Origin of the sequence: Kitasatospora sp. NPDC048298, assembly GCF_043201465.1 — a bacterium.
In the GTDB taxonomy this organism is placed as follows: domain Bacteria; phylum Actinomycetota; class Actinomycetes; order Streptomycetales; family Streptomycetaceae; genus Kitasatospora.
The window spans coordinates 93,337-112,683 of sequence record NZ_JBICYZ010000005.1 but is presented as its reverse complement, the minus strand read 5'-3'; the positions used below and the strand labels follow the sequence as shown (position 1 = coordinate 112,683).

Annotated in this window: 20 protein-coding genes; 5 read left to right on the top strand and 15 right to left on the bottom strand. The window is 73.0% G+C overall.

The window, feature by feature from the left end:
* Nucleotide 1 precedes the first annotated feature (1 nt).
* Complete coding sequence (locus ACGF0D_RS06145; protein WP_392914140.1) at nucleotides 2–556, bottom strand: phosphohydrolase; 555 nt, start codon at nucleotides 554–556, stop codon at nucleotides 2–4.
* Nucleotides 557–691: 135 nt separating this feature from the next.
* Nucleotides 692–1,576, bottom strand: coding sequence for an SAM-dependent methyltransferase (locus tag ACGF0D_RS06140; protein ID WP_392914139.1), 885 nt, complete (start codon nucleotides 1,574–1,576; stop codon nucleotides 692–694).
* Nucleotides 1,577–1,790: 214 nt separating this feature from the next.
* On the opposite strand from ACGF0D_RS06140, the gene ACGF0D_RS06135 reads away from it, so the two are divergent.
* A complete protein-coding gene (locus ACGF0D_RS06135) occupies nucleotides 1,791–2,696 on the top strand; it encodes a polysaccharide deacetylase family protein (RefSeq protein WP_392914138.1) in 906 nt (301 codons plus the stop codon).
* Nucleotides 2,697–2,744: 48 nt separating this feature from the next.
* On the opposite strand, the gene ACGF0D_RS06130 is transcribed toward ACGF0D_RS06135, so the two are convergent.
* Nucleotides 2,745–3,563, bottom strand: coding sequence for an SDR family NAD(P)-dependent oxidoreductase (locus tag ACGF0D_RS06130; protein ID WP_392874549.1), 819 nt, complete (start codon nucleotides 3,561–3,563; stop codon nucleotides 2,745–2,747).
* A 304-nt stretch (nucleotides 3,564–3,867) separates the two neighbouring features.
* On the opposite strand from ACGF0D_RS06130, the gene ACGF0D_RS06125 reads away from it, so the two are divergent.
* Entirely contained in the window at nucleotides 3,868–4,737 is an 870-nt protein-coding gene (locus tag ACGF0D_RS06125) for a 3-hydroxybutyryl-CoA dehydrogenase (RefSeq protein ID WP_392914137.1), read from the top strand.
* Nucleotides 4,738–4,811: 74 nt separating this feature from the next.
* Here the strand turns inward: ACGF0D_RS06125 and ACGF0D_RS06120 are convergent, their stop codons facing one another.
* From ACGF0D_RS06120 to infC, 11 genes are all read right to left on the bottom strand, one after another.
* On the bottom strand, nucleotides 4,812–5,654 hold the full coding sequence (locus ACGF0D_RS06120) for a chitosanase (RefSeq protein ID WP_392874544.1): 843 nt from the start codon (nucleotides 5,652–5,654) through the stop codon (nucleotides 4,812–4,814).
* A gap of 147 nt (nucleotides 5,655–5,801) precedes the next feature.
* Nucleotides 5,802–6,767 (bottom strand): ABC transporter permease subunit, encoded by a 966-nt coding sequence (locus ACGF0D_RS06115; RefSeq protein WP_392874542.1) that lies wholly within the window; start codon nucleotides 6,765–6,767, stop codon nucleotides 5,802–5,804.
* Nucleotides 6,764–7,690: an ATP-binding cassette domain-containing protein gene (locus ACGF0D_RS06110; RefSeq protein WP_392914136.1), complete on the bottom strand. Its 927-nt coding sequence runs from the start codon at nucleotides 7,688–7,690 to the stop codon at nucleotides 6,764–6,766. The genes ACGF0D_RS06115 and ACGF0D_RS06110 overlap by 4 nt, the downstream gene beginning before the upstream one ends.
* Nucleotides 7,690–8,127 carry a GntR family transcriptional regulator gene (locus tag ACGF0D_RS06105; RefSeq protein ID WP_392914135.1) on the bottom strand — a complete coding sequence of 146 codons (438 nt, stop codon included), beginning with the start codon at nucleotides 8,125–8,127 and terminating at the stop codon, nucleotides 7,690–7,692. The genes ACGF0D_RS06110 and ACGF0D_RS06105 overlap by 1 nt, the downstream gene beginning before the upstream one ends.
* A gap of 134 nt (nucleotides 8,128–8,261) precedes the next feature.
* A complete protein-coding gene (gene pheT, locus ACGF0D_RS06100) occupies nucleotides 8,262–10,763 on the bottom strand; it encodes a phenylalanine--tRNA ligase subunit beta (RefSeq protein WP_392874533.1) in 2,502 nt (833 codons plus the stop codon).
* Nucleotides 10,763–11,884, bottom strand: coding sequence for a phenylalanine--tRNA ligase subunit alpha (gene pheS, locus ACGF0D_RS06095; protein ID WP_316520288.1), 1,122 nt, complete (start codon nucleotides 11,882–11,884; stop codon nucleotides 10,763–10,765). Before pheS ends, pheT begins: the two co-directional genes overlap by 1 nt.
* A gap of 126 nt (nucleotides 11,885–12,010) precedes the next feature.
* A complete protein-coding gene (locus tag ACGF0D_RS06090) occupies nucleotides 12,011–13,114 on the bottom strand; it encodes an ATP-binding protein (protein WP_392874529.1) in 1,104 nt (367 codons plus the stop codon).
* A 118-nt stretch (nucleotides 13,115–13,232) separates the two neighbouring features.
* Nucleotides 13,233–14,099 (bottom strand): TrmH family RNA methyltransferase, encoded by an 867-nt coding sequence (locus ACGF0D_RS06085; protein WP_392874526.1) that lies wholly within the window; start codon nucleotides 14,097–14,099, stop codon nucleotides 13,233–13,235.
* Between the two features lie 98 nt (nucleotides 14,100–14,197).
* The gene (gene rplT / locus ACGF0D_RS06080; RefSeq protein WP_030055649.1) at nucleotides 14,198–14,593 is read right to left on the bottom strand and encodes a 50S ribosomal protein L20; all 396 of its coding nucleotides are present in this window, start codon (nucleotides 14,591–14,593) and stop codon (nucleotides 14,198–14,200) included.
* A 109-nt stretch (nucleotides 14,594–14,702) separates the two neighbouring features.
* Nucleotides 14,703–14,897, bottom strand: coding sequence for a 50S ribosomal protein L35 (gene rpmI, locus ACGF0D_RS06075; RefSeq protein WP_030055648.1), 195 nt, complete (start codon nucleotides 14,895–14,897; stop codon nucleotides 14,703–14,705).
* 143 nt (nucleotides 14,898–15,040) lie between these two features.
* Nucleotides 15,041–15,796 carry a translation initiation factor IF-3 gene (gene infC / locus ACGF0D_RS06070; RefSeq protein ID WP_392875759.1) on the bottom strand — a complete coding sequence of 252 codons (756 nt, stop codon included), beginning with the start codon at nucleotides 15,794–15,796 and terminating at the stop codon, nucleotides 15,041–15,043.
* A 465-nt stretch (nucleotides 15,797–16,261) separates the two neighbouring features.
* Between infC and ACGF0D_RS06065 the strand changes: the two genes are divergently transcribed.
* Nucleotides 16,262–16,639 (top strand): DUF1844 domain-containing protein, encoded by a 378-nt coding sequence (locus ACGF0D_RS06065; protein ID WP_224281591.1) that lies wholly within the window; start codon nucleotides 16,262–16,264, stop codon nucleotides 16,637–16,639.
* A 55-nt stretch (nucleotides 16,640–16,694) separates the two neighbouring features.
* Here the strand turns inward: ACGF0D_RS06065 and ACGF0D_RS06060 are convergent, their stop codons facing one another.
* Nucleotides 16,695–17,468, bottom strand: a complete 774-nt coding sequence (locus tag ACGF0D_RS06060) for an SseB family protein (RefSeq protein WP_392914134.1) — start codon at nucleotides 17,466–17,468, stop codon at nucleotides 16,695–16,697.
* A gap of 91 nt (nucleotides 17,469–17,559) precedes the next feature.
* Between ACGF0D_RS06060 and ACGF0D_RS06055 the strand changes: the two genes are divergently transcribed.
* Nucleotides 17,560–18,783, top strand: a complete 1,224-nt coding sequence (locus ACGF0D_RS06055; protein WP_392914133.1) for an amino acid deaminase/aldolase — start codon at nucleotides 17,560–17,562, stop codon at nucleotides 18,781–18,783.
* Nucleotides 18,784–18,842: 59 nt separating this feature from the next.
* Complete coding sequence (locus ACGF0D_RS06050; protein WP_392914132.1) at nucleotides 18,843–19,250, top strand: hypothetical protein; 408 nt, start codon at nucleotides 18,843–18,845, stop codon at nucleotides 19,248–19,250.
* Nucleotides 19,251–19,347: the final 97 nt, after the last annotated feature.

Below are 19,347 nucleotides of genomic sequence, written 5' to 3'. Positions count from 1 at the left end.
TTCACCCGGTCCGCACCGGGTGGGCGGCCTGGACGGCGAGCCGGCGCGGGGCGTCCTCGCCGATCCGGGTGAGCAGGTCGTCCAGGGCGAGGAAGGCCTCCCAGCGCTCCCGCCCGCCGGCGGCGGCGAGGCGCTCGACCACCAGGTCCTCCAGGTCCCGGACCCGCTTGTCCTTCCAGGCCTTGTCGGCCAGGCTGACCAGCAGTGACTCGACGGTGACACCGGGGCCGTCCCAGCTCGCGTGGGTGCGGGCGAAGCGGGCGAGGTGCTCGGGGACGCCGTGGGCGAGCAGCAGGGCGTGTCCGGCGGGCTCGTGCCGGGAGCCGGGGGCGGAGAGCTCCTCGGGGTGGACGGTCTTGCCGATGTCGTGGGTGGCGGCACCGTAGAGGACGGCCTCGCAGTCGAAGACCAGGCCCTCGCGGGCGCAGAACCCGGTGATCTCCTCGGCCACTTCGTGCACCAGGGCGAGGTGGGCGACCAGGCGGGGCGGGGCGTCGAGGGCGCGCAGCAGTTCGGCGACGTCCGGGGGCAGCGGCGGCAGGGCGGTGGCGGTCACGCCGCAGGGTAGCCGGGACGGTGAGGGACTGTCAGTGGGGGTCCGTAGGCTTCGACGGTCCGGTCCCGGCGTAGGAGGGGGGCGCCGGGACCGGACCTGAGCGGACGACCGAGAACTACCGGAGGCCGGTTGAGGTCACTTCTTGAAGGCGACGCCGGCGTACGCCGACACGTCCTGCCAGCCCTCGGGGAGTTCGGTGGTGGGGACGTGGCCCGCGGTGGGGCGCCAGAGCGGGAGCTGGACGAGCCCGGGGCCGGCGAACTCGAAGTCGCCGAAGAAGGGCTCGACGCCGGCGCGGGGGCGCAGCACGAGCGGGGCGCTGGCGCTGCGGTAGATGCGGGTGCCCTCGGAGGCGCTCTCGCGGGAGGCGAAGTCCGGGCTGCCGTGGGAGAGGATCAGCGCGCTGCCGGGGGCGAGCGCGTCGCGCAGGGTGTGGACGACCTGCTGGGCGCCCTCCTCGTCCCGGATGAAGTGCAGCACGGCGACGAGCATCAGCGCGACCGGCTGGGAGAGGTCGACGGCGCCGGCCAGCGCGGGGTGGCCGAGGATCGCGGCCGGGTCCCGCAGGTCGGCCTCGATCACCGAGGTGTGCCCGGCGGGGTGGCTCGCCAGCAGGGCGCGGGCGTGGGTGGCGACGATCGGGTCGTTGTCCACGTACACCACCCGGGCGTCCGGGGCGACCCGCTGGGCGACCTCGCTGGTGGAGCCGACGGCCGGGATGCCGGTGCCGATGTCGACGAACTGGCGCACGCCCCGGCCCGCCACGAACTCCACGGCGCGGCCGAGGAACTGCCGGTTGGTGCGGGCCAGCAGCGGCAGCGCGGGGTAGGCGGCTATCGCGGCCTGGGCGGCCTTGCGGTCGGCCTCGAAGTTGTCCTTGCCGCCGAGGTAGTAGTCGTACATCCGGGCGGTGTGCGGGACGCCGGTGTCCAGCTCGCTCGGCGGCTGCCAGTCGTCGGTTCTGGCCCAGTCCCACTCGGTGTCCGTGCCCCGGCCGGTCGCCGCGCCGTCCTCGTACATCCTGTCCGCCCCCAATGCGCAATACCGGAAGAGTTTGGCCACCGCCTGTCAACACGCGGTGCGCGGTGATCGTATCCAAGGACACGGCGCGGAAACAGCGGGAGTTCAGGTTTACGCAACTGCCGGTGACAGAGTGTGTGCACGTCAAGGCCGGTCCGGCCGACCGGACGGACCGGATCGCCCGCCGGAGCCGTCCTCTCTATGCTGGCTGCCGATGACTGCCGACCGCCGCACCGTACTGCGCTCCACCGTCCGCCTCGCCGCCCTCGCCGCCGCGGGCAGCCTGCTCACCGCCTGCGGCACCGGGAACCTCCGCCGGGCCGACCCGGGGGCGCTGGCCGCGCACCCCGGCACCGTGGACCCGCAGCACACCACCGACCCGGCCTGGAGCGGCGGCGAGGGCCCGGCCTCCGCCACGCCCGCCGACCCGGCGGAAGCCGGGCCCGACGGCGAGCCGACCGCCGCCGCCCAGCCCTCCACCCCGCCGGCCCCGCCGGTGCTGCCGCCGCTCGCGCCGGGTACCCCGGTCGAGGTCGCGTACGGGCCGCGCACCGGCAGGAACGTGGCGCTCACCTTCCACGGCAGCGGCGACCCGAAGCTGGCCACCGCGCTGCTGGAGGTCGCCGAGCAGCGCGGCGCCAGGCTGACCGTGATGGTCGTCGGCAGCTGGCTCGACCAGCAGCCGCAGATGGCCCGGCGGATCCTGGACGGCGGCCACGAGCTGGGCAACCACACCCAGAACCACCTCAACATCTCGGCCATGACACCGGAGCAGGCCCGTGCCGAGATCGCCCAGTGCGCGGAGCGCCTGCAGAAGCTCACCGGCTCGATCGGCCGCTGGTTCCGCCCCTCCGCCGCGCAGTACGCCACCCCGATGGTGCGCGAGCAGGCCAAGGCGGTCGGGTACGAGCACGTGCTGTCCTTCGACGTGGACCCGCGCGACTACAACGACCCCTCGGCCGCCGAGCTGCAGCGCCGGGTACTGAACTCGGCGCGCGGCGGCTCGGTGGTGGCACTGCACATGGGGCACCAGTGCACGGTGGACGCGCTGCCCGCGATCCTGGACGGCCTGGCCAAGGCGGGGCTCAAGCCGGTGACCGCCAGCCAGCTCTGCGCCTGACCCCCGGCCCCGGCCCGGGCATCCGGACGCTCCGGCCCGGACACCCGGTCAGACCATCGGGTCGTCGTCCTTGTACGGGCGCAGCCGCAGCGTGCGGGCGTCCGCGACGCGGATCGCCTCGGCCCGGTTGACCAGCTCCTCCAGGTCGTCCCGGCCGGCGTGGATGAACCGGCCGTGCAGCCCGTCGAAGCGGCCGCGGGCGGCGTCCACGATGACGGCCACCATGTACGGGATGGAGCCCCAGGCCGTGGTGTCCCGGAACATCGGCATCCCGGCGGTCATGTCGGTGGCCACCGCGCCCGGGCTGATGTCGAGGACCACGATGCCGTTGCGGGCGAGCGAGTCCGCCATGTTGTCGGAGAGCTGGAGCAGCGCGCCCTTGGAGGTGGCGTACGCCGTGTAGTTGCCGTCCGGGCGCAGCGCGAAGCCCGAGTTGAGGTTGACCACCCGGCCGCGCCGGCGGGCGACCATGCCGGGCAGCACGCAGCGCAGCAGGTTGTAGGGACCGCGCAGGTTGGTCTCGATCACCTGCCACCACTGGTTGGCGTCGGTCTCCCAGAGCGGCACCTCGGCGCGGTCGACCAGGCCGGCGTTGTTGATCAGCAGGGTGGTCGGCCCGAGGTCGCGCTCGATCACCCGGACCGCCTCGCGCACCGAGCCCGGGCGGGTGACGTCGGCGGTCACGGCGACGCCCCGGGAGCCGCGCTTGACGCACTCCTTGAGGGTGTCGGTCAGGGTCTCGTGGGTGCGGCCGACCAGGCCGACGGACGTCCCCTCGGCGGCCAGGCCGATGGCGAGTTCCCGGCCGATGCCCCGGCCGGCGCCGGTGATCAGGGCGACCTGTCCTGCGAGCGATCCCGTCGACACGCTGTGCTCCCTTCGTGCCCCCGGCCCTGTCCGCTTCGGCCCCGGCCCCCGTCTGCGGCATTCTGTCGGCCGACCGGCGGAACCGGCCCCGGGCACACGGGACCGGGGCCCCCGCCTCACCCGTTCGGGGGATTCCCGGCGGTGGCACCCGGCCGGGGAGGGGGTGACCTACTGGCCGGTACGGAGTAGTAACGTCGTCGGGGCGGTGACCGGTGCACCCATTCCGGTTCACCGGCCCGTCGTCCAGCAGCTCGCTGGGCCACCCGTAGCTGGGCGACCCCCAGCACCGTCGAAGGGCAACTGAGTGAGTGACATCGCGCGCGTCGGAGTGATCGGCTGCGGCCTGATGGGGTCGGGCATCGCGGAGGTCTTCGCCCGGGCCGGGCTGGACGTCCTGGTGTCGGAGGCCAGCGGTGAGGCGCTGGAGTTCGGCCGCACCCGGCTGATCAACTCCCTGGACACGGCGGTCAAGCGGGGCAAGCTGACGCCCGAGCAGCGGGACGAGGCGCTGGCCCGGCTGTCCTTCACCGTCGACCTGTCCGACTTCGCCGACCGCGACCTGGTGGTCGAGGCCGTCGCCGAGCGCGAGGACATCAAGGTCGGGATCTTCGAGACCCTGGACCGGGTGATCGAGCGCCGCGACGCGATCCTCGCCTCCAACACCTCCTCGATCCCGATCGTGAAGCTGGCCGCCGCCACCACCCGCCCGGAGCAGGTGATCGGCCTGCACTTCTTCAACCCGGCGCCGGTGCAGAAGCTGGTCGAGGTCATCCCCACGCTGACCACCTCGGCGACCACCACCGAGCGGGTGGAGGCCTTCGCCTCCCAGGTGCTCGGCAAGGAGCCGATCCGCGCCCGTGACCGGGCCGGCTTCGTGGTCAACGCGCTGCTGGTGCCGTACCTGCTGTCCGCGGTGCGGATGTTCGAGTCGGGCGTGGCCACCGCCTCTGACATCGACAAGGGCATGGAGGCCGGCTGCGCCCACCCGATGGGCCCGCTGCGGCTGTGCGACCTGATCGGCCTGGACACCATCGTCTCGATCGCCGAGTCGATGTACGACGAGTACAAGGAGCCGCTGTACGCCGCTCCCCCGCTGCTCTCCCGGATGGTGGACGCGGGCCTGCTGGGCCGCAAGTCCGGCCGGGGCTTCTACGACTACACCGCGAGCGCCTGACACCCCCGGCGCTCCCGGACGACGGGGCCCGGCGGCCGTGAACCGGCCGCCGGGCCCTCGTGCTCGGCGTGGCGTCAGCTGTTGATGGCGTAGCTGTCGCCGTAGACCTTCCACTTCAGCGGCGGGTTGAGGTCGAAGTTCTTGGCGTTGAGGAAGACCAGCTGCTCGGTGTCCACCCGGCTGGTGTCGGAGTGTGCCTCCTCCTTCTTCATGACCACCTTGCGGGCGTCCAGGAAGGCCTTGAGGTAGGTGGCCTCGTCGCCGCCCTGAGCGGGGGTCTTGGCCTTCTTCATCGCGGCGGCGCGGATGCCGCCGAAGCTGTCCGAGCTGTTGCCCGGGCCGTGCATGACGATGGCGTCGTAGTAGGCGAATTGGCCGAGCGCGCGCAGGCCGTCGCTCTTGGCCTGCTTGACGGCGGGGTTGAAGTACACCCGGTCGCGCTCGTCGTTCTGGGCCTGCTGGAAGACGGTGTCCTTGGCGGCGGTGGCCCAGTCCTTCTCGAACGCGGAGCCGAGGCCGGCGTGCGATTCGGTGCCGTTGACCTTCTTCAGGGCCGGCAGGTACTTGGCCAGGACGTTGCCGGGCTTGAGGTCGGTGTAGTGCTGGACCAGCTCCAGCATGTCACCGGTGCCGGAGCAGAAGCCGATGATGCCGGCGGTGTAGCCGCGGCCGTCCTTGATGTCCTCGATGTACTTGTACTGGGCCTTCCAGTCCAGCGACGAGTTCTCCGCGCTGGACACCAGCTGCATGGCGATGTCCTTCTTGTGCGGGTCGTCCAGCCCGACCCCCTTGAGCTGGACGGCGGCGGCCGGCGACGGGGCGGCCTGGGCCGCCGAGGTGGCCGCGACGGTGAGCGGCGCGGCCACCAGGGCGGCGGCGAGGGCGATGCGGAGGGCACGACGGGGCTGAGGGCGCATGGGGACGCTCCGATTCCTCGGGGGGTTAGGAAACTTTCCTAACGAGAAGTAGGAAAGCCGTCCGACCGCACTCCCGCAAGGGTTTTGACGGAACCTCTTCAAGGAAAGTTCGAAGCCGCAGGTCGCAGCCGTCGACCGGACACCGGGTCAGAACGCCCTGCGCCGCACCCACCAGACCGCCGCCGCGCACAGGGCCACGGCGAGCAGGGTCATCCAGCCGAACTCGATGAACTGGAACGTCCAGTAGCGGCTGTCCGGCTGGTAGGACTCGTGCAGCGAATAGCCGCCCTCGCTCAGCAGCTTCTGAGCTCCGTAGTAGTCGCCGCCCAGGTCGTAGAGCCGGCCGAGGTCGAGTCGGTTCCCCGCCGGGTCGGTGACCCAGATGCCACCCTCCCAGCGGTGGTCCAGCGAGGTCTGGGCGAGCGTGTGCAGGGTGTCCTCGAGCGGTGCGCGGTAGTGGAAACGCAGCGACTCGGCCACCAGGGTGGTCACCACCGAGGCCACCACCCCGATCCCCAGCGCCACCACCGTCCGCCGCAGCACCACCCCGGCGAGCGCGGAAAGCGCGAAGACCAGCAGTACCCGTCCGACCAGCGCGGGCGGGGCACTGGTGAACACCAACGGAGTGAACCGCCCCCCGTGGACCGCCATCGGTTCGATCCACCAGCTGAGCGCCGCCGCCACCAGGGCCGTCGCGACGGCCAGCGCACTGCCGCCGACCACCAGCCCGCCGACCGTCCAGCGGGTGCGCCCGGCCCCCTGGGTCCACGCGAAGCGGACCGTGCCGTGCTCGAACTCCCGGGCCAGCAGCGGGGATCCGACGAACGCCCCGAGGGCGCCCCCGAGGAAGTACGTCACATTCCCACCGACCATCAGCTCGGGGCCGGACCCGCGCAGGAACTCCTTCCACCGCTCGTTGCAGGTCCGCAGCGCCATGTCGCACCCGGCCGCACCGGAGCGGTCCAGCCCTGCGTGGATGTAGTACCCGGTGACGCCCAGCAGGACGAGGAACCCGGCGAGGACACCCAGCAGGGTCCGCAGCGCGGGCCGGTGGCGCAGCACGGCCGCCCGCAGGACGGCGGAGCGGGGCGGTGCGAGGGACAGGGAGCTCACGGCAGCAGCACCTTCTCGTTCGACGGGACGGCCCCGCGCGGGCCGGGGAGCGCGGAGGCGGCCGGTTCGCGCAGGTAGGAGATCACCAACTCCTCCAGTCCGATGCGCTGTTGGCGCCAGGAGCCGGAGACCGGAGCGTCCGGGCCGCCGGTGCGCACCAGCAGGTGGGACTGGACGCCGGCCCGGCGGTCGCGGACCACCGGCAGCCGCCGCGCGACCGTGTCGGCCTCCGCGGTCGGGCCGGTCAGCATCCGGTGGCCGGCCAGCAGGTCGTCCACCTCCCCCGCCACCTGGACCCGGCCGCCGCCGAGCACCACCAGGTAGTCGCAGCTCTGCTCCAGCTCGTTGACGGCGTGCGAGGAGAACACCACCGACATCCCGTCCTCGGCCACCGCGGTCAGCAGCACGGCCATGAAGTCGTGCCGGGCGAGTGGGTCGAGGGACGCCAACGGCTCGTCCAGCAGCAGGAGTTCGGGTCGCTTGGCGAGGGCCAGGGCGAGCGAGACCTGGGCCTGCTGGCCGCCGGAGAGCCGGCCGTACCTGCGGTCCAGCGGGATGCCGAGGCCGTCCAGGTGGGTACGGGCCCGGGCCTCGTCCCAGCGGCGGTTGAGGTGTCGGCCCATCGCCAGCAGGTCGCGCACCCGCAGGCCGGGGTAGAGCGCGGCGTTCTGGGCGACGAAGCCGATCCGGTCCAACGCGCGCGGCGAGCCGGGCAGTTGGTCGCCGAGGACGGTCAGCGCGCCCTCGCTCGGCAGGGCCAGTCCGGCGGCCAGGCCGAGCATCGTGGTCTTGCCGGCGCCGTTCGGGCCGACCAGGGCCACCACGTGCCCGGCGGGGACGGCGAGCCGGCAGTCCCGCAGCGCCCAGGATCGGCGGTAGCGCTTGCCGAGCCCGGCGCAGTCGATCACCGTGTCCACGGCCATCAGGCCACCACCCCGTCCCGGCCCTCGCGCAGGTCGCGCAGCGCGTCCTCGAACACCGCGGCCATCCCCTCCTCGTCCAGCCCGGCGGTCCGCGCCGAGCACATCCAGTCCAGCAGCCCCCGGCGCAGCGCGGTCCGCTCGCGCAGCGGCACCACCCCGGCGGGCAGGCCCCGTACGAAGGTGCCCTGGCCCCGGCGGCCGGCCGCGAGGCCGCGGTGCTCCAGCTCGCGGTACGCCTTGAGCACCGTGTTCGGGTTGATCGCGAGGCCGGCCACCACCTCGCGCACCCGGGGCAGCCGGTCCCCCTCGGTCAACCAGCCCATCCGCAGCGCCTGTTCGACCTGCTGCACGAGCTGCAGGTAGGTCGGGACACCGGAGGCCGGGTCCAGACGGAACTCGATCGGGGAGGGCCGGTCGGCGTCTTTATCTACTTCCATAGGTAAAGAGATAAACGACGGACTGAGGTGCCGTCAACTCCGCGGAGGAGGCGGCGGGAAACGGAGAGGGCCCCGCCCCGGACTCGTGGTCCGGGACGGGGCCCTCCTCGGGCGCTGACGCGCCGGCTGCCGCGTCAGGCGCCGCGCAGCACCGCGCCGGTGCGGGCGACGGCCTCGGCGACGGCCGCCTCACGGGCGGCGGTGGCCTCGTCGGCGGTCAGGGTGCGGTCGACCGCGCGGAACCGCAGCGCGTACGCCAGCGACTTCTTGCCCTCGCCGACCTGCTCGCCGGTGAACACGTCGAACAGCCGGATGGCCTCCAGCAGTTCGCCCGCGCCGGCACGCAGCGCGGCCTCGACCTCGGCCGCCGGAACGGCGGTGTCGACGATCAGCGCGACGTCCTGGGTCGCCACCGGGAAGCCGGAGACGGTCGGGCCGCCGACCCGCTCGGCGCCGTCGGCGGTGAGCAGGTCGATGTCGAGCTCCATCGCGGCGGTGCGGGCCGGCAGCCCGAGCGCCTTGACGACCCGCGGGTGCAGCTCACCGGCGTGGCCGACCACCCGGTCGGTGCCCGCCACCAGCAGCTCGGCGCAGCGGCCCGGGTGCCACGGCGCGAGCTGGCCCTGGCGGACGGCCAGCTCGATGCCGGCCGCCCGGGCCACCGTGCGGGCCGCCTCGACGGCGTCCGCCCAGGAGGCCTGGGCACCCTTGCCCCACCAGCCCGAGGGCAGCCGCTCGCCCGCGAGGGCGACGGCGATGCGGCGCGGCTGGTCCGGCAGCGCGGCGTCCAGCGCGGCCAGTTCCTCGGCGCTGGGCCGGTGGTCGACCGCCGGGCGCGGGGCCACGCTCAGCTCGTCCTTGGGCAGGAAGACGGTGCCGGTCTCGAAGATCGCCAGGTCGGTGTTGCCCCGGCCGACGTTGCGGCGCAGCGCGCCGAGCAGGCCCGGCAGCAGCGTGGTGCGCAGCGCCGGCTCCTCGTCGTTCAGCGGGTTGACCAGCTTCACCGTGCGGCGGCGCCGGTCGTCCGCCTCCAGGCCGAGCGCCTCGAAGGCGGTCTCGCCGAGGAACGGGTAGTTGTTGACCTCGACGTAGCCGGCCCCGGCCAGCGCCACGCCGATCCGGCGGTGCACCCGCTGGGCCTCGGTCAGGCCCTTGCCCGGGGGGACGTTCGGCATCCGGGCGGGGACGTTGTCGTAGCCCTCCAGCCGGATGACCTCCTCGGCGAGGTCGTACGGGTCGGTGAGGTCGGGGCGCCAGGTCGGCGGGGTGACCTGCAGGATGTCGGCGCCGGAGACCGAGCAGCCGACCTCCTGGAGGCGCCGGGTGACGGTCTCGCGGCCGTACCCGGTGCCGGCCACCCGGTCGGGCAGGTCGGCGGCGATGGTGATGGTGCGCACCGGGTGCGGGGCGGCGATGTCGGTGACCCCGGCCTCGGCGGTGCCGCCGGCGATCAGGACCAGCAGGTCGACGGCGCGCTGCGCGGCGGCGCGGGCGGCCTCCGGGTCGACGCCGCGCTCGAAGCGCTTGGACGCCTCGGAGGGCAGCTTGTGCCGCTTGGCGCTGCGGGCGATGGCGACCGCGTCGAAGTGCGCCGCCTCGATGATCACCTCGGTGGTGCCCGGGCCTGCGGCCGGGTCGAGGATCTCGGTGGAGGCGCCGCCCATCACACCGGCCAGGCCGATCGGGCCGCTGTTGTCGCAGATCAGCAGGTCCTCGGCGGAGAGCTTGCGCTCGACCCCGTCGAGGGTGGTGAGCGCCTCGCCCTGCGCCGCCCGGCGGACGACGATCGGGCCGTCCACGCGCTGCTTGTCGTAGGCGTGCAGCGGCTGGCCGACCTCCAGCATCACGTAGTTGGTGATGTCGACGGTCAGCGAGATCGGGCGGATGCCCGACTTCTGCAGCCGGCGCTGGAGCCAGATCGGGGACTTGGCGTTCGGGTCGAGACCGACGACCGTACGGGCCACGAAGCGGTCGCAGCCGGCCTGGTCGTTGACCTTCACCAGGTAACCGAAGGAGTTCGCCGGCGGCACGTCGAGCAGCGCCGGGTCGGCCAGCGGCAGCCCGTACGCGGCGGCGGCCTCACGGGCCACGCCGCGCATGGAGAGGCAGTAGCCGCGGTCCGGGGTGACGGCGATGTCGAGCACCTCGTCGACGAGCTGGAGCAGCTCGATGGCGTCGGTGCCGGCCTCGTACTCCGGCGGGAGCACGATGATGCCGTTGTGGTCGTCGCCCATGCCCAGCTCGCGGGCGGAGCAGATCATGCCGGCCGAGGTCTGGCCGTAGGTCTTGCGGGCGGCGATCGGGAACGGGCCGGGCAGCACGGCGCCCGGGAGCACGACGACGACCTTGTCGCCGACGGCGAAGTTCGTCGCACCGCAGACGATCTCCTGCGGCTCGCCGGTGCCGTTGGCGTCGCCGACGTTCACGAAGCAGTGCCGGATCGGCTTCTTGAAGCCGGACAGCTCCTCGATGGAGAGCACCTCGCCGACCACCAGCGGGCCCTTGAGGTCCGCGCCGATCTGCTCGACGGTCTCGACCTCCAGGCCGGCCCGGACCAGGCGCTCCGCGACGTCACGACCGGTCTCGCCGGCCGGCAGGTCGACGTACTCGCGCAGCCAGGAAAGCGGGACGCGCATCAGATCTCCATCCCGAACGGGAGGGTGAAGCGGACGTCACCCTCGACCATGTCGCGCATGTCGGCGACGTTGTGACGATTCATCAGGATCCGTTCCAGGCCCAGGCCGAAGGCGAAGCCGCTGTAGCGGTTGGGGTCGACACCGCAGGCGACCAGCACCCGCGGGTTGACCACGCCGCAGCCGCCGAGCTCGATCCAGCCCTCGGAGGAGCAGGTCCGGCACGGCCGGTCCGGGTTGCCGACGCTCTCGCCGCGGCACACGAAGCACTGGAGGTCGATCTCCGCGCTCGGCTCGGTGAACGGGAAGTACGAGGGGCGCCAGCGCAGCTCCAGGCCGCCGCCGATCAGCTTCTCGACCAGCACCTCGATGGTGCCCTTGAGGTCGGCGAAGGTGATGCCCTCGTCCACCGCGAGGCCCTCGACCTGGCGGAAGACCGGGGTGTGGGTGGCGTCCAGCTCGTCGGTCCGGTAGACCCGGCCCGGGCAGACCACGTAGATGGGGGGCTCGCGGTCGAGCATGGTGCGGGCCTGGACCGGGGAGGTCTGGGTGCGCAGCACCACGCCGGAGTCGGCGGAGCCGTCCGGGGCCTGGACGAAGAAGGTGTCCTGCATCGAGCGGGCCGGGTGGTCCGGGCCCAGGTTGAGGGCGTCGAAGTTGAGCCACTCGGCCTCGACCTCGGGGCCCTCGGCGACCTGGTAGCCCATCGCGACGAAGGTGTCCTCGATGCGCTCGGCCATGGTGGTCAGCGGGTGCCGGGCGCCGCGCGGGGCGCGGTCGTACGGCAGCGTGACGTCCACCGCCTCCTCGACCAGCACGCGGGCGTCCCGCTCGGCCTCCAGCTCGGCCTGCCGCTTGGCGAGGGCCTGGTTGACGGCCCCGCGGGCCTGGCCGATCAGCTTTCCGGCGGCCGCCTTGGCGTGCGGGGGCAGGGCCCCGATCTCGCGGTTCGCGAGCGAGAGCGCGGAGCGGTCGCCGGTGTGGGCGACCTTGGCCTGCTTCAGCTCGTCCAGGGAGCCGGCGGCGGCGAACGCGGCGATCGCCTCGTCCCGCGCCTGCTCCACCACCTCGGGCTTGAGGGCCTCGACCTCGACCGGGTCGTACGACTTGTTGGGTGCCGACATCTCTATCTTTCCCGTGCTCCTGCTCGTCCGTGCTCAAGGTCTTGGGGTCAACGCCAAAGGTCGAGTGTAGTCGCAGCGTGTAGCGCCGCTCGGCGCCGCTTCCCCACAGCCCGCCCCGACGGAGCCCTAGAGCATGAAGTCCGGGACCCCGGCGGGCAGGATGAATCGGAACCGGGCGCCGGCGCCCGGGGCCCGGTCGACGCGGATCGAGCCGCCGTGGGCTTCCACGATGCCCTTGACGATGTAGAGGCCCAGGCCGGTGCCGCCGCGCTTGGAGCCGCGCCAGAAGCGGGTGAAGACGCGGGGCACCGACTCCTCGGGGATCCCGCCGCCTTCGTCGCTCACGGTGACCGCTGTGCCCTCCACGATGCGGGGTGGGGTGCCGTCGCGCTCCCAGAGGGGCGCCTCGACGACCTCCTTGGCCGGTGCCACCTCGATGGTGACAGTTCCGTCACCGTGCCGCACCGCGTTTTCCAGCAGGTTGGCGAGCACCTGGTCGACCTTGTCCGGGTCGGCCCACAGGACGGTCAGCGGCTCGCTGATCCGGATGTCGAAGCGGTCCTCGGGGATGCCGGTGGCGACCTTGCGCTCGACGTGCCGGCGCACCGCCGCGGCCAGGTCGACCACCTGCTTGCGCAGCTCCAGGCGGCCGGAGTCGATCCGGGAGATGTCCAGCAGTTCGGCGATCAGCCGGGTGACCCGGTCGGCGTCGGCGTCGACGGTCTCCAGCATCAGCCGCTTCTGCCCGTCGGTGAACCGCTCCCACTTGGCCAGCAACGTCGCCGTGAAGCCCTTGACGCTGGTGAGCGGGGAGCGCAGCTCGTGCGCCACGGTGGCGATCAGCTCGGCGTGGCTGCGCTCGGTGCGGCGCCGGGCCTCGGTGCCGCGCAGGGCGATCACCAGGCGCTCCAGCGGCCCGCCCGGCGCGCTGCGCACGTACCGGGCGGAGACCAGCACCTCGCGCCCCCCGGGCAGCAGCAGGTTGCGCTCCGGCTGGCGGGTGCGGATGGCCAGGCCGCCGTACGGGTCGGTCAGCTGCCACCAGCGGCGGCCGTCCAGGTCCTCCAGCGGGAGGACGTCCTCCAGCTCACTGCCGAGCGCGGCCTGCGGGAGCACGCCGGTGAGCCGGGCCGCGACCCGGTTGAAGCAGACCACCCGGCCCAGCGCGTCGGCGACCACCAGGCCGTCCGGCAGGTCGTCCGGGTCGAGCTCGGGCCCGCTGCCGACCATGGGTTGCCTCCCCGATTACCCACCGTGCCGTTCCCCCCACAGAGGCAGACCCTAGCGCCTCCCGAGCCCGTGCAGTAGGGCTTGCAAGGGGGTGATCCGGACGCGCCCCCGGGGTGCGTCAGACGTTCGAACGGCAGCCGCCGGGCGAACGCTGGGCGCGGGCCGAGGCGTACAGGCAGACGGCCGCCGCGGTGGCCAGGTTGAGGCTCTCGGCGTGACCGTGGATCGGGACGCGCACGACCTCGTCGGTGAGCGCGCGGGTCTCCTCCGGAAGCCCCCACGCCTCGTTGCCGAACACCCATGCGCCTGGCGCGCCCAGGGTGCCCTCGTCCAGCTCCCGGTCCAGGTCGCGCTCCCCTGCGCCGTCCGCGGCGAGCACCCGGACGCCGGCCTCGCGCAGCCTGCCGACGGCCTCCTCGACCGGCACGCCGACCGCCACCGGCAGGTGGAACAGGCTGCCCACGGAGGCCCGGACGGCCTTCGGGTTGTAGAGGTCCACCGAGGCGTCGGTGAGCACCACGGCGTCCGCGCCGGCCGCGTCGGCCGTGCGCAGCACGGTGCCGGCGTTCCCGGGGTCGCGCACGTGGGCGAGGATCGCGACCAGCTTGGGGCGGGCCCGGAGCACCTCGTCGAACGGGGTGTCGATGAAGCGGCAGAGCGCCACGATGCCCTGCGGGGTCACCGTGTCGCAGATCCCGGCGATCACCTCGTCGGTGGCGGTCAGCACCGGCAGCCCCTCGGCCAGGGCGGCCTCGACGATGCCGGCGTGCCGCTCGGCGGCCTCCACGGTCGTGTAGACCTCGACCACGGCGTGCTCACCGGTGCCCGGCAGCCTGCCGAAGGCGATGGCCTCCCGGACGGCCTGCGGGCCCTCGGCCAGGAAGCGGCGCTCCTTGGTGCGCTGGTTGCGCTTGGCCAGCCGGCGGGCGGCCACGACGCGCGGCGAGCGCAGGGAGGTCAGCAGGGGGGTGTCGGTGCTCGGCATGGTCTCGTTCTCCGGAGGCGCTGAAGGAGGGGGCAAAGCAGGACCGGACCCGCAGGCGAGCCTGCGGGTCCGGTCAGAGCTCAACCGATCTCGGAAGATCAGGCGGCGTCGGCGGCGGCCTTCGGGGCGTTCACGTCGGCCGGCAGCGCCTTCTGGGCGACCTCGACCAGGGAGGCGAACGCACCCGGGTCGTTGACGGCCAGGTCGGCCAGCATCTTGCGGTCGATCTCGACGCTGGCGGCCTTCAGGCCCTGCACGAAGCGGTTGTAGGTGATGCCGTTGGCACGGGCCGCAGCGTTGATGCGCTGGATCCACAGCTGACGGAAGTCGCCCTTGCGCTTCTTGCGGTCGTTGAAGTTGTAGACCAGCGAGTGGGTGACCTGCTCCTTGGCCTTGCGGTACAGGCGCGAACGCTGGCCACGGTAGCCGCTGGCGCGCTCCAGGATGACCCGGCGCTTCTTGTGGGCGTTGACTGCCCGCTTGACGCGTGCCACTTGATTACTCCTTGGGTTGGACCACGGACTACTTCACGTGGTCCGTCATTCGAATGGGTCGGGAAGGATCAGCTGCCCCGCTCGCGGCTCGCGCCGGGCGGGAGGGCGATCACTTGCCGAGAAGCTTCTTGATCTTCTTGGCGTCAGCGGGGGCCAGCTCGACGGTCCCGGCCAGCTTGCGGGTCAGCGTCGAGGGCTTGTGCTCCAGGAGGTGGCGGCGGCCGGCGCGCTCGCGCAGCACCTTGCCAGAGCCACTGATCTTGAAGCGCTTGCTGGCGCCACTGTGCGTCTTCTGCTTCGGCATTTCGCCGTATCTCCTCGTCGGTCCCGTCCACGCCCGCGCGGCGTTTGCCACGCGGGCGTGAACTGGATGGATCTGCGGTGACCGGGCGGGCCGCCCCGTCACCCTGTGGGCCGGTCTCCCGGGCCCTCCTGGCCGGTGAAGGCTCAGGCGCCCTGGGAGGCGGCCGGCTGCTCGACCGGAGCGTCGGCCTCGACGGCCGGCGCCTCGGCCGGGGCGTCCTGCGCCTCGGTCACGGCGTCCTCGGTCACGGCGTCCTCGGTCACGACGTCCTCGGTCACGACGTCCTCGACCTCGGCGTCCTCAGGGGCGTCGGAGCCGGCGGTGCGGCCCTGACGCTCGGCCTTGCGGGCGTCCGCGAGGGCGCGGGCCTCGGCCATCGCCTCGGTCTTCTTCTTGTGCGGGCCAAGGACCATGATCATGTTACGGCCGTCCTGCTTGGGCGAGGACTCGACGAAGCCCAGGTCCTGGACGTCGTCGGCGAGCCGCTGAAGCAGACGGAAGCCCAGCTCGGGGCGGGACTGCTCACGACCGCGGAACATGATCGTGATCTTGACCTTGTCGCCCTGCTTGAGGAACCGGACGACGTGACCCTTCTTGGTGTCATAGTCGTGCGGGTCGATCTTCGGCCGGAGCTTCATCTCCTTGATGACCGTGTGCGCCTGGTTCTTGCGCGCCTCACGGGCCTTCATGGCCGACTCGTACTTGAACTTGCCGTAGTCCATGAGCTTGCACACCGGCGGCCGGGCGGTCGCCGCGACCTCGACCAGGTCGAGGTCGTACTCCTGCGCGAGCTCCAGCGCCTTGGCAAGCGGCACGATGCCGACCTGCTCGCCGCTGGGACCGACGAGTCGCACCTCGGGGACGCGAATCCGGTCGTTGATGCGGGGCTCGGTGCTGATGGGGCCTCCTCGGTTGCACCTTCTGCGATGCGGCCGTCGGACGGCGGTCGCACGTAGTGGACTCGACCACTGGGCGGGGCTTCATTCGTGCTGCGCTGTCCGGTACGTACACCGCCACACGAAAAAAGCCCCGCTCGGTACAAGCGGGGCTCCACACAACCGGGGGCTGCGCCCGGTGAGGGGCGCTGCGGCGACTCGGCACCAGGGGCGCCCGTCGCGGACCGGGACCCGTCGACCCGGAGGCCGATCAGGTGGGAGACTTTCGCGGTTGCCCTCTCGGGCCTCCTCGGTGGAGCCTCCACTTGCTGGCCGAGTGCCCATACGGGATCCCGGCCGGTCAGTCTCGAAGCTTACAGCGTCGGGGGGTCGAACGCTATTCCGCCCCGGCGCACTGCCTCGTCCGCGCCCTCCGGGGCCCTTGTACGCTCCACGTGTACCCACACGGCACGAAGGAACGAGCCTCCCTTGAGCAGCGAGCCCACCCAGACCCCCGGCGCGGACGACGACGCGATCGGCTTCGACGACCTCACCCGCGACATCGCCGAGGTCCCGGCCGTCGAGGTGATCACCACCGTCGCGGTGCACCTGATGAGCGCCGCCGCCGTCAAGTGCGGTCTCGCCGAGGGCGGCGAGAAGGACAAGGACCTGGACGAGGCCCGCAAGCTGATCACCGCGCTCGCCGGGCTCGTCACCGCCGGCGCCCCGGAGATCAGCAACTTCCACGCCGCGCCGCTGCGGGACGGGCTGCGCTCGCTGCAGCTCGCCTTCCGCGAGGCGTCCATCGTCCCGGACGCCCCGGGCGCCGGGCCGGGCGAGAAGTTCACCGGGCCGGTCTACTCCTGAGACCGGACCTCGAAGGGAGTACCTACTGGACCAGTAGGTACTCCCTTCGGCGTTCTCAACGCCTGTGGAGCGGCTCCCCCGGCAGCTCCGCGCTCGCCGGCAGCACCGCGAGGTCCAGCCCCCGGTCCAGCCGCACCCGCAGCACCGGGTCGGCGGCCACCGCCTGCCCGACCCGCTGCGCGGCCGCCTGCAGCCCGGCCTGATCCAGCGCCGGGTCGAACACCACCGCGAGCACCCCGTCCGAGCCCTCCGAGGCCGCCAGCAGCCCGCTGACCACCTGCGGCTCGGCCGCCAGCAGCGCACGGACCGCCTCGCGCACCTCCGGGTCGCGGACCGGCGGCAGGAACGGGCGGTTCTCCGCGAGCGCCCGCAGCCGGGCGCCGCTCAGCTGGAACGGCACCGGCCCGGCCGGGTCGATCAGCAGGGTGTCGGCGCGCTCCGAGTAGGCGACCATCGCGGCCTGCGGGGCCGCCGTCGGCGCCGGGCGGGCGTCGGCGCGCCAGCGGGTGAGCGCCTCGAGTGACGTGAAGGCCGGCAGCGCGCGGCGCCCGTCCGGGGCCTCCAGCACCGGGACGGCCATGTCGCTGGTCTTCTCGTGCCGGTGCCCGTCCGGGCTCACCTCGACCTCGCCGAGGATCGCGACGATCGGGACCATCAGCCGGGTGGGGGGCAGCGCCGCCAGCACCTCCGGCTCGGCCGCGCGGTCCTGCGACCAGCGGGCGAGGGCCTCGGCGAGCGCCGGGTCGGCGGTGCCGTCGTCGTCGGAGAAGCCGGGGTTCGGGATGCTCTTGCCGACGAACGCCGGGTTGGAGAAGTCTTTGCGGTCCACCCGCCCGACCCTATGCCACCGCGCGCGGACGGCCCCATTTCCCTGCACGCGGCCCCTACCCACCGGTAGCGCGCTGTGGCACCCTGCGCCCATGGTGATCCTCGACGCGCCCGCGACCGCACCCGCCCCGGTGTCCGACCGCCTCCGGTACGACCGCGCCACCGCCCACCTGGACGGGCCGGTGGCCGTCGTGGACCTCGCCGCGTTCGACGCGAACGCCGCCGACCTGGTCCGCCGGGCCGGCGGCAAGCCGATCCGGCTGGCCAGCAAGTCGATCCGCTGCCGGGCCCTGCTGGACCGGGCGCTGGCCGCGGACGGCTTCCTCGGGGTGATGAGCTTCACCCTGGACGAGTCGCTCTGGCTGGCCCGCACCGGCGTCCGCGACGTCCTGCTCGCCTACCCCTCCGCCGACCGGGCCGGCTTCGCCGAGCTGACCGCCGACCCGCAGGCCGCCCGCGAGATCACCGTCGTGCTGGACGACCCGGCCCAGCTGGACCTGATCGACGAGGCCCGCGGCGGCGACGCCGAGGTGCGGGTCTGCCTGGAGCTGGACACCTCGCTGCAGCTGCTCGGCGGCCGGGTCCGGGTCGGCGCCCGCCGCTCGCCGCTGCGCACCCCCGAGGACCTCGGCGCCTTCGCCGAGCTCGTCCAGCGCCGCCGGGGCTTCCGGGTGGTCGGCCTGATGGCGTACGAGGGGCACGTCGCCGGGGTGGGAGACCTGGTGCCCGGGCGGCCGGTGCGCTCCGGGCTGATCCGGTTGATGCAGGCCAAGGCCAGGACGGAGCTGGCCGAGCGGCGCGCGGCGGCGGTCCGGCGGCTGCGGCGGGTGGCCGACCTGGAGTTCGTCAACGGCGGCGGCACCGGCAGCGTGGAGTCCACCGTGGCCGAGCGCGCCGTCACCGAGGTGGCCGCCGGCTCCGGGCTGTACCAGCCGCAGCTCTTCGACAACTACCGCGCCTTCCGGGGCCGCCCGGCCGCGCTGTTCGGCCAGCCGGTGGTGCGCCGCCCCGGCCTCGGCGTGGTGACCGTCCTCGGCGGCGGCTACCCGGCCTCCGGCGCGGCCGGCCCGGACCGCTCCCCGGTGCCGTACCTGCCGGCCGGGCTGCGCTACGACCCGGCGGAGGGCGCCGGGGAGGTGCAGACCCCGCTGCTCGGCTCGGCGGCGGACGACCTGCTGATCGGCGACCGGGTCTGGTTCCGGCACGCCAAGGCGGGCGAGCTGTGCGAACGCTTCGCCGAGCTGCACCTGATCGAGGGCGACCGGATCGTACGGACCGTGCCGACGTACCGGGGCGAGGGCAAGACGTTCCTCTGACGCTTCGTCCGTCTTTGCCCTACCGTGGTGCCGACACCACGGCACGACAAGGGAGCAGCATGGACCCCGAGCTCACCGACATTGCCACGAGGGGCGCGACCGCCCTGGCCGGCCTCATGGTCACCTCGGCCTGGGAGCGGGTGAAGCCGCGCGTTGCCGCGATGTTCGGCCGCAGGGCGGAGTCGATCTCCGAAGAACTAGACGAGACCCAGGCCGAGTTGGCCGCGGCGCCGGAGGACGGCCGCGAGTCCGCGATCCAGAGCGCCCAGGGCGAGTGGCAGCCGAAGCTGCGCCGACTGCTGGCCGGCGACCCGGCCATGGCCGCCGAACTCCAGGCGATCCTCGACGAGTTCGCACCGAAGCCGCCCCAGCAGGTGGTCCACGAGACCTACAACCAGACGATCAACAACGGGACCTACAGCGGAACCGTGATCATGGCAGGCAAGATCAACAACATGAACACCTGACCTTTCCGGAGCCTTAACGGGGCCCGATGGAACGGCTAACCACAGCCGTCCGTCGGGCCTTTGCGCTGCTCGGGGGCCTACAGTCCGTCAACAAGCG

Excerpts from the sequence above, each read along its gene's own strand:
- ACGF0D_RS06140 (WP_392914139.1), bottom strand. The coding sequence starts at position 1,576 with ATGTACGAGGACGGCGCGGCGACCGGCCGGGGCACGGACACCGAGTGG.
- ACGF0D_RS06135 (WP_392914138.1), top strand. The coding sequence starts at position 1,791 with ATGACTGCCGACCGCCGCACCGTACTGCGCTCCACCGTCCGCCTCGCC.
- ACGF0D_RS06120 (WP_392874544.1), bottom strand. The coding sequence starts at position 5,654 with ATGCGCCCTCAGCCCCGTCGTGCCCTCCGCATCGCCCTCGCCGCCGCC.
- ACGF0D_RS06110 (WP_392914136.1), bottom strand. The coding sequence starts at position 7,690 with ATGGCCGTGGACACGGTGATCGACTGCGCCGGGCTCGGCAAGCGCTAC.
- ACGF0D_RS06105 (WP_392914135.1), bottom strand. The coding sequence starts at position 8,127 with ATGGAAGTAGATAAAGACGCCGACCGGCCCTCCCCGATCGAGTTCCGT.
- pheT (WP_392874533.1), bottom strand. The coding sequence starts at position 10,763 with ATGCGCGTCCCGCTTTCCTGGCTGCGCGAGTACGTCGACCTGCCGGCC.
- pheS (WP_316520288.1), bottom strand. The coding sequence starts at position 11,884 with ATGTCGGCACCCAACAAGTCGTACGACCCGGTCGAGGTCGAGGCCCTC.
- ACGF0D_RS06090 (WP_392874529.1), bottom strand. The coding sequence starts at position 13,114 with ATGGTCGGCAGCGGGCCCGAGCTCGACCCGGACGACCTGCCGGACGGC.
- ACGF0D_RS06085 (WP_392874526.1), bottom strand. The coding sequence starts at position 14,099 with ATGCCGAGCACCGACACCCCCCTGCTGACCTCCCTGCGCTCGCCGCGC.
- rpmI (WP_030055648.1), bottom strand. The coding sequence starts at position 14,897 with ATGCCGAAGCAGAAGACGCACAGTGGCGCCAGCAAGCGCTTCAAGATC.
- ACGF0D_RS06055 (WP_392914133.1), top strand. The coding sequence starts at position 17,560 with ATGGTGATCCTCGACGCGCCCGCGACCGCACCCGCCCCGGTGTCCGAC.
- ACGF0D_RS06050 (WP_392914132.1), top strand. The coding sequence starts at position 18,843 with ATGGACCCCGAGCTCACCGACATTGCCACGAGGGGCGCGACCGCCCTG.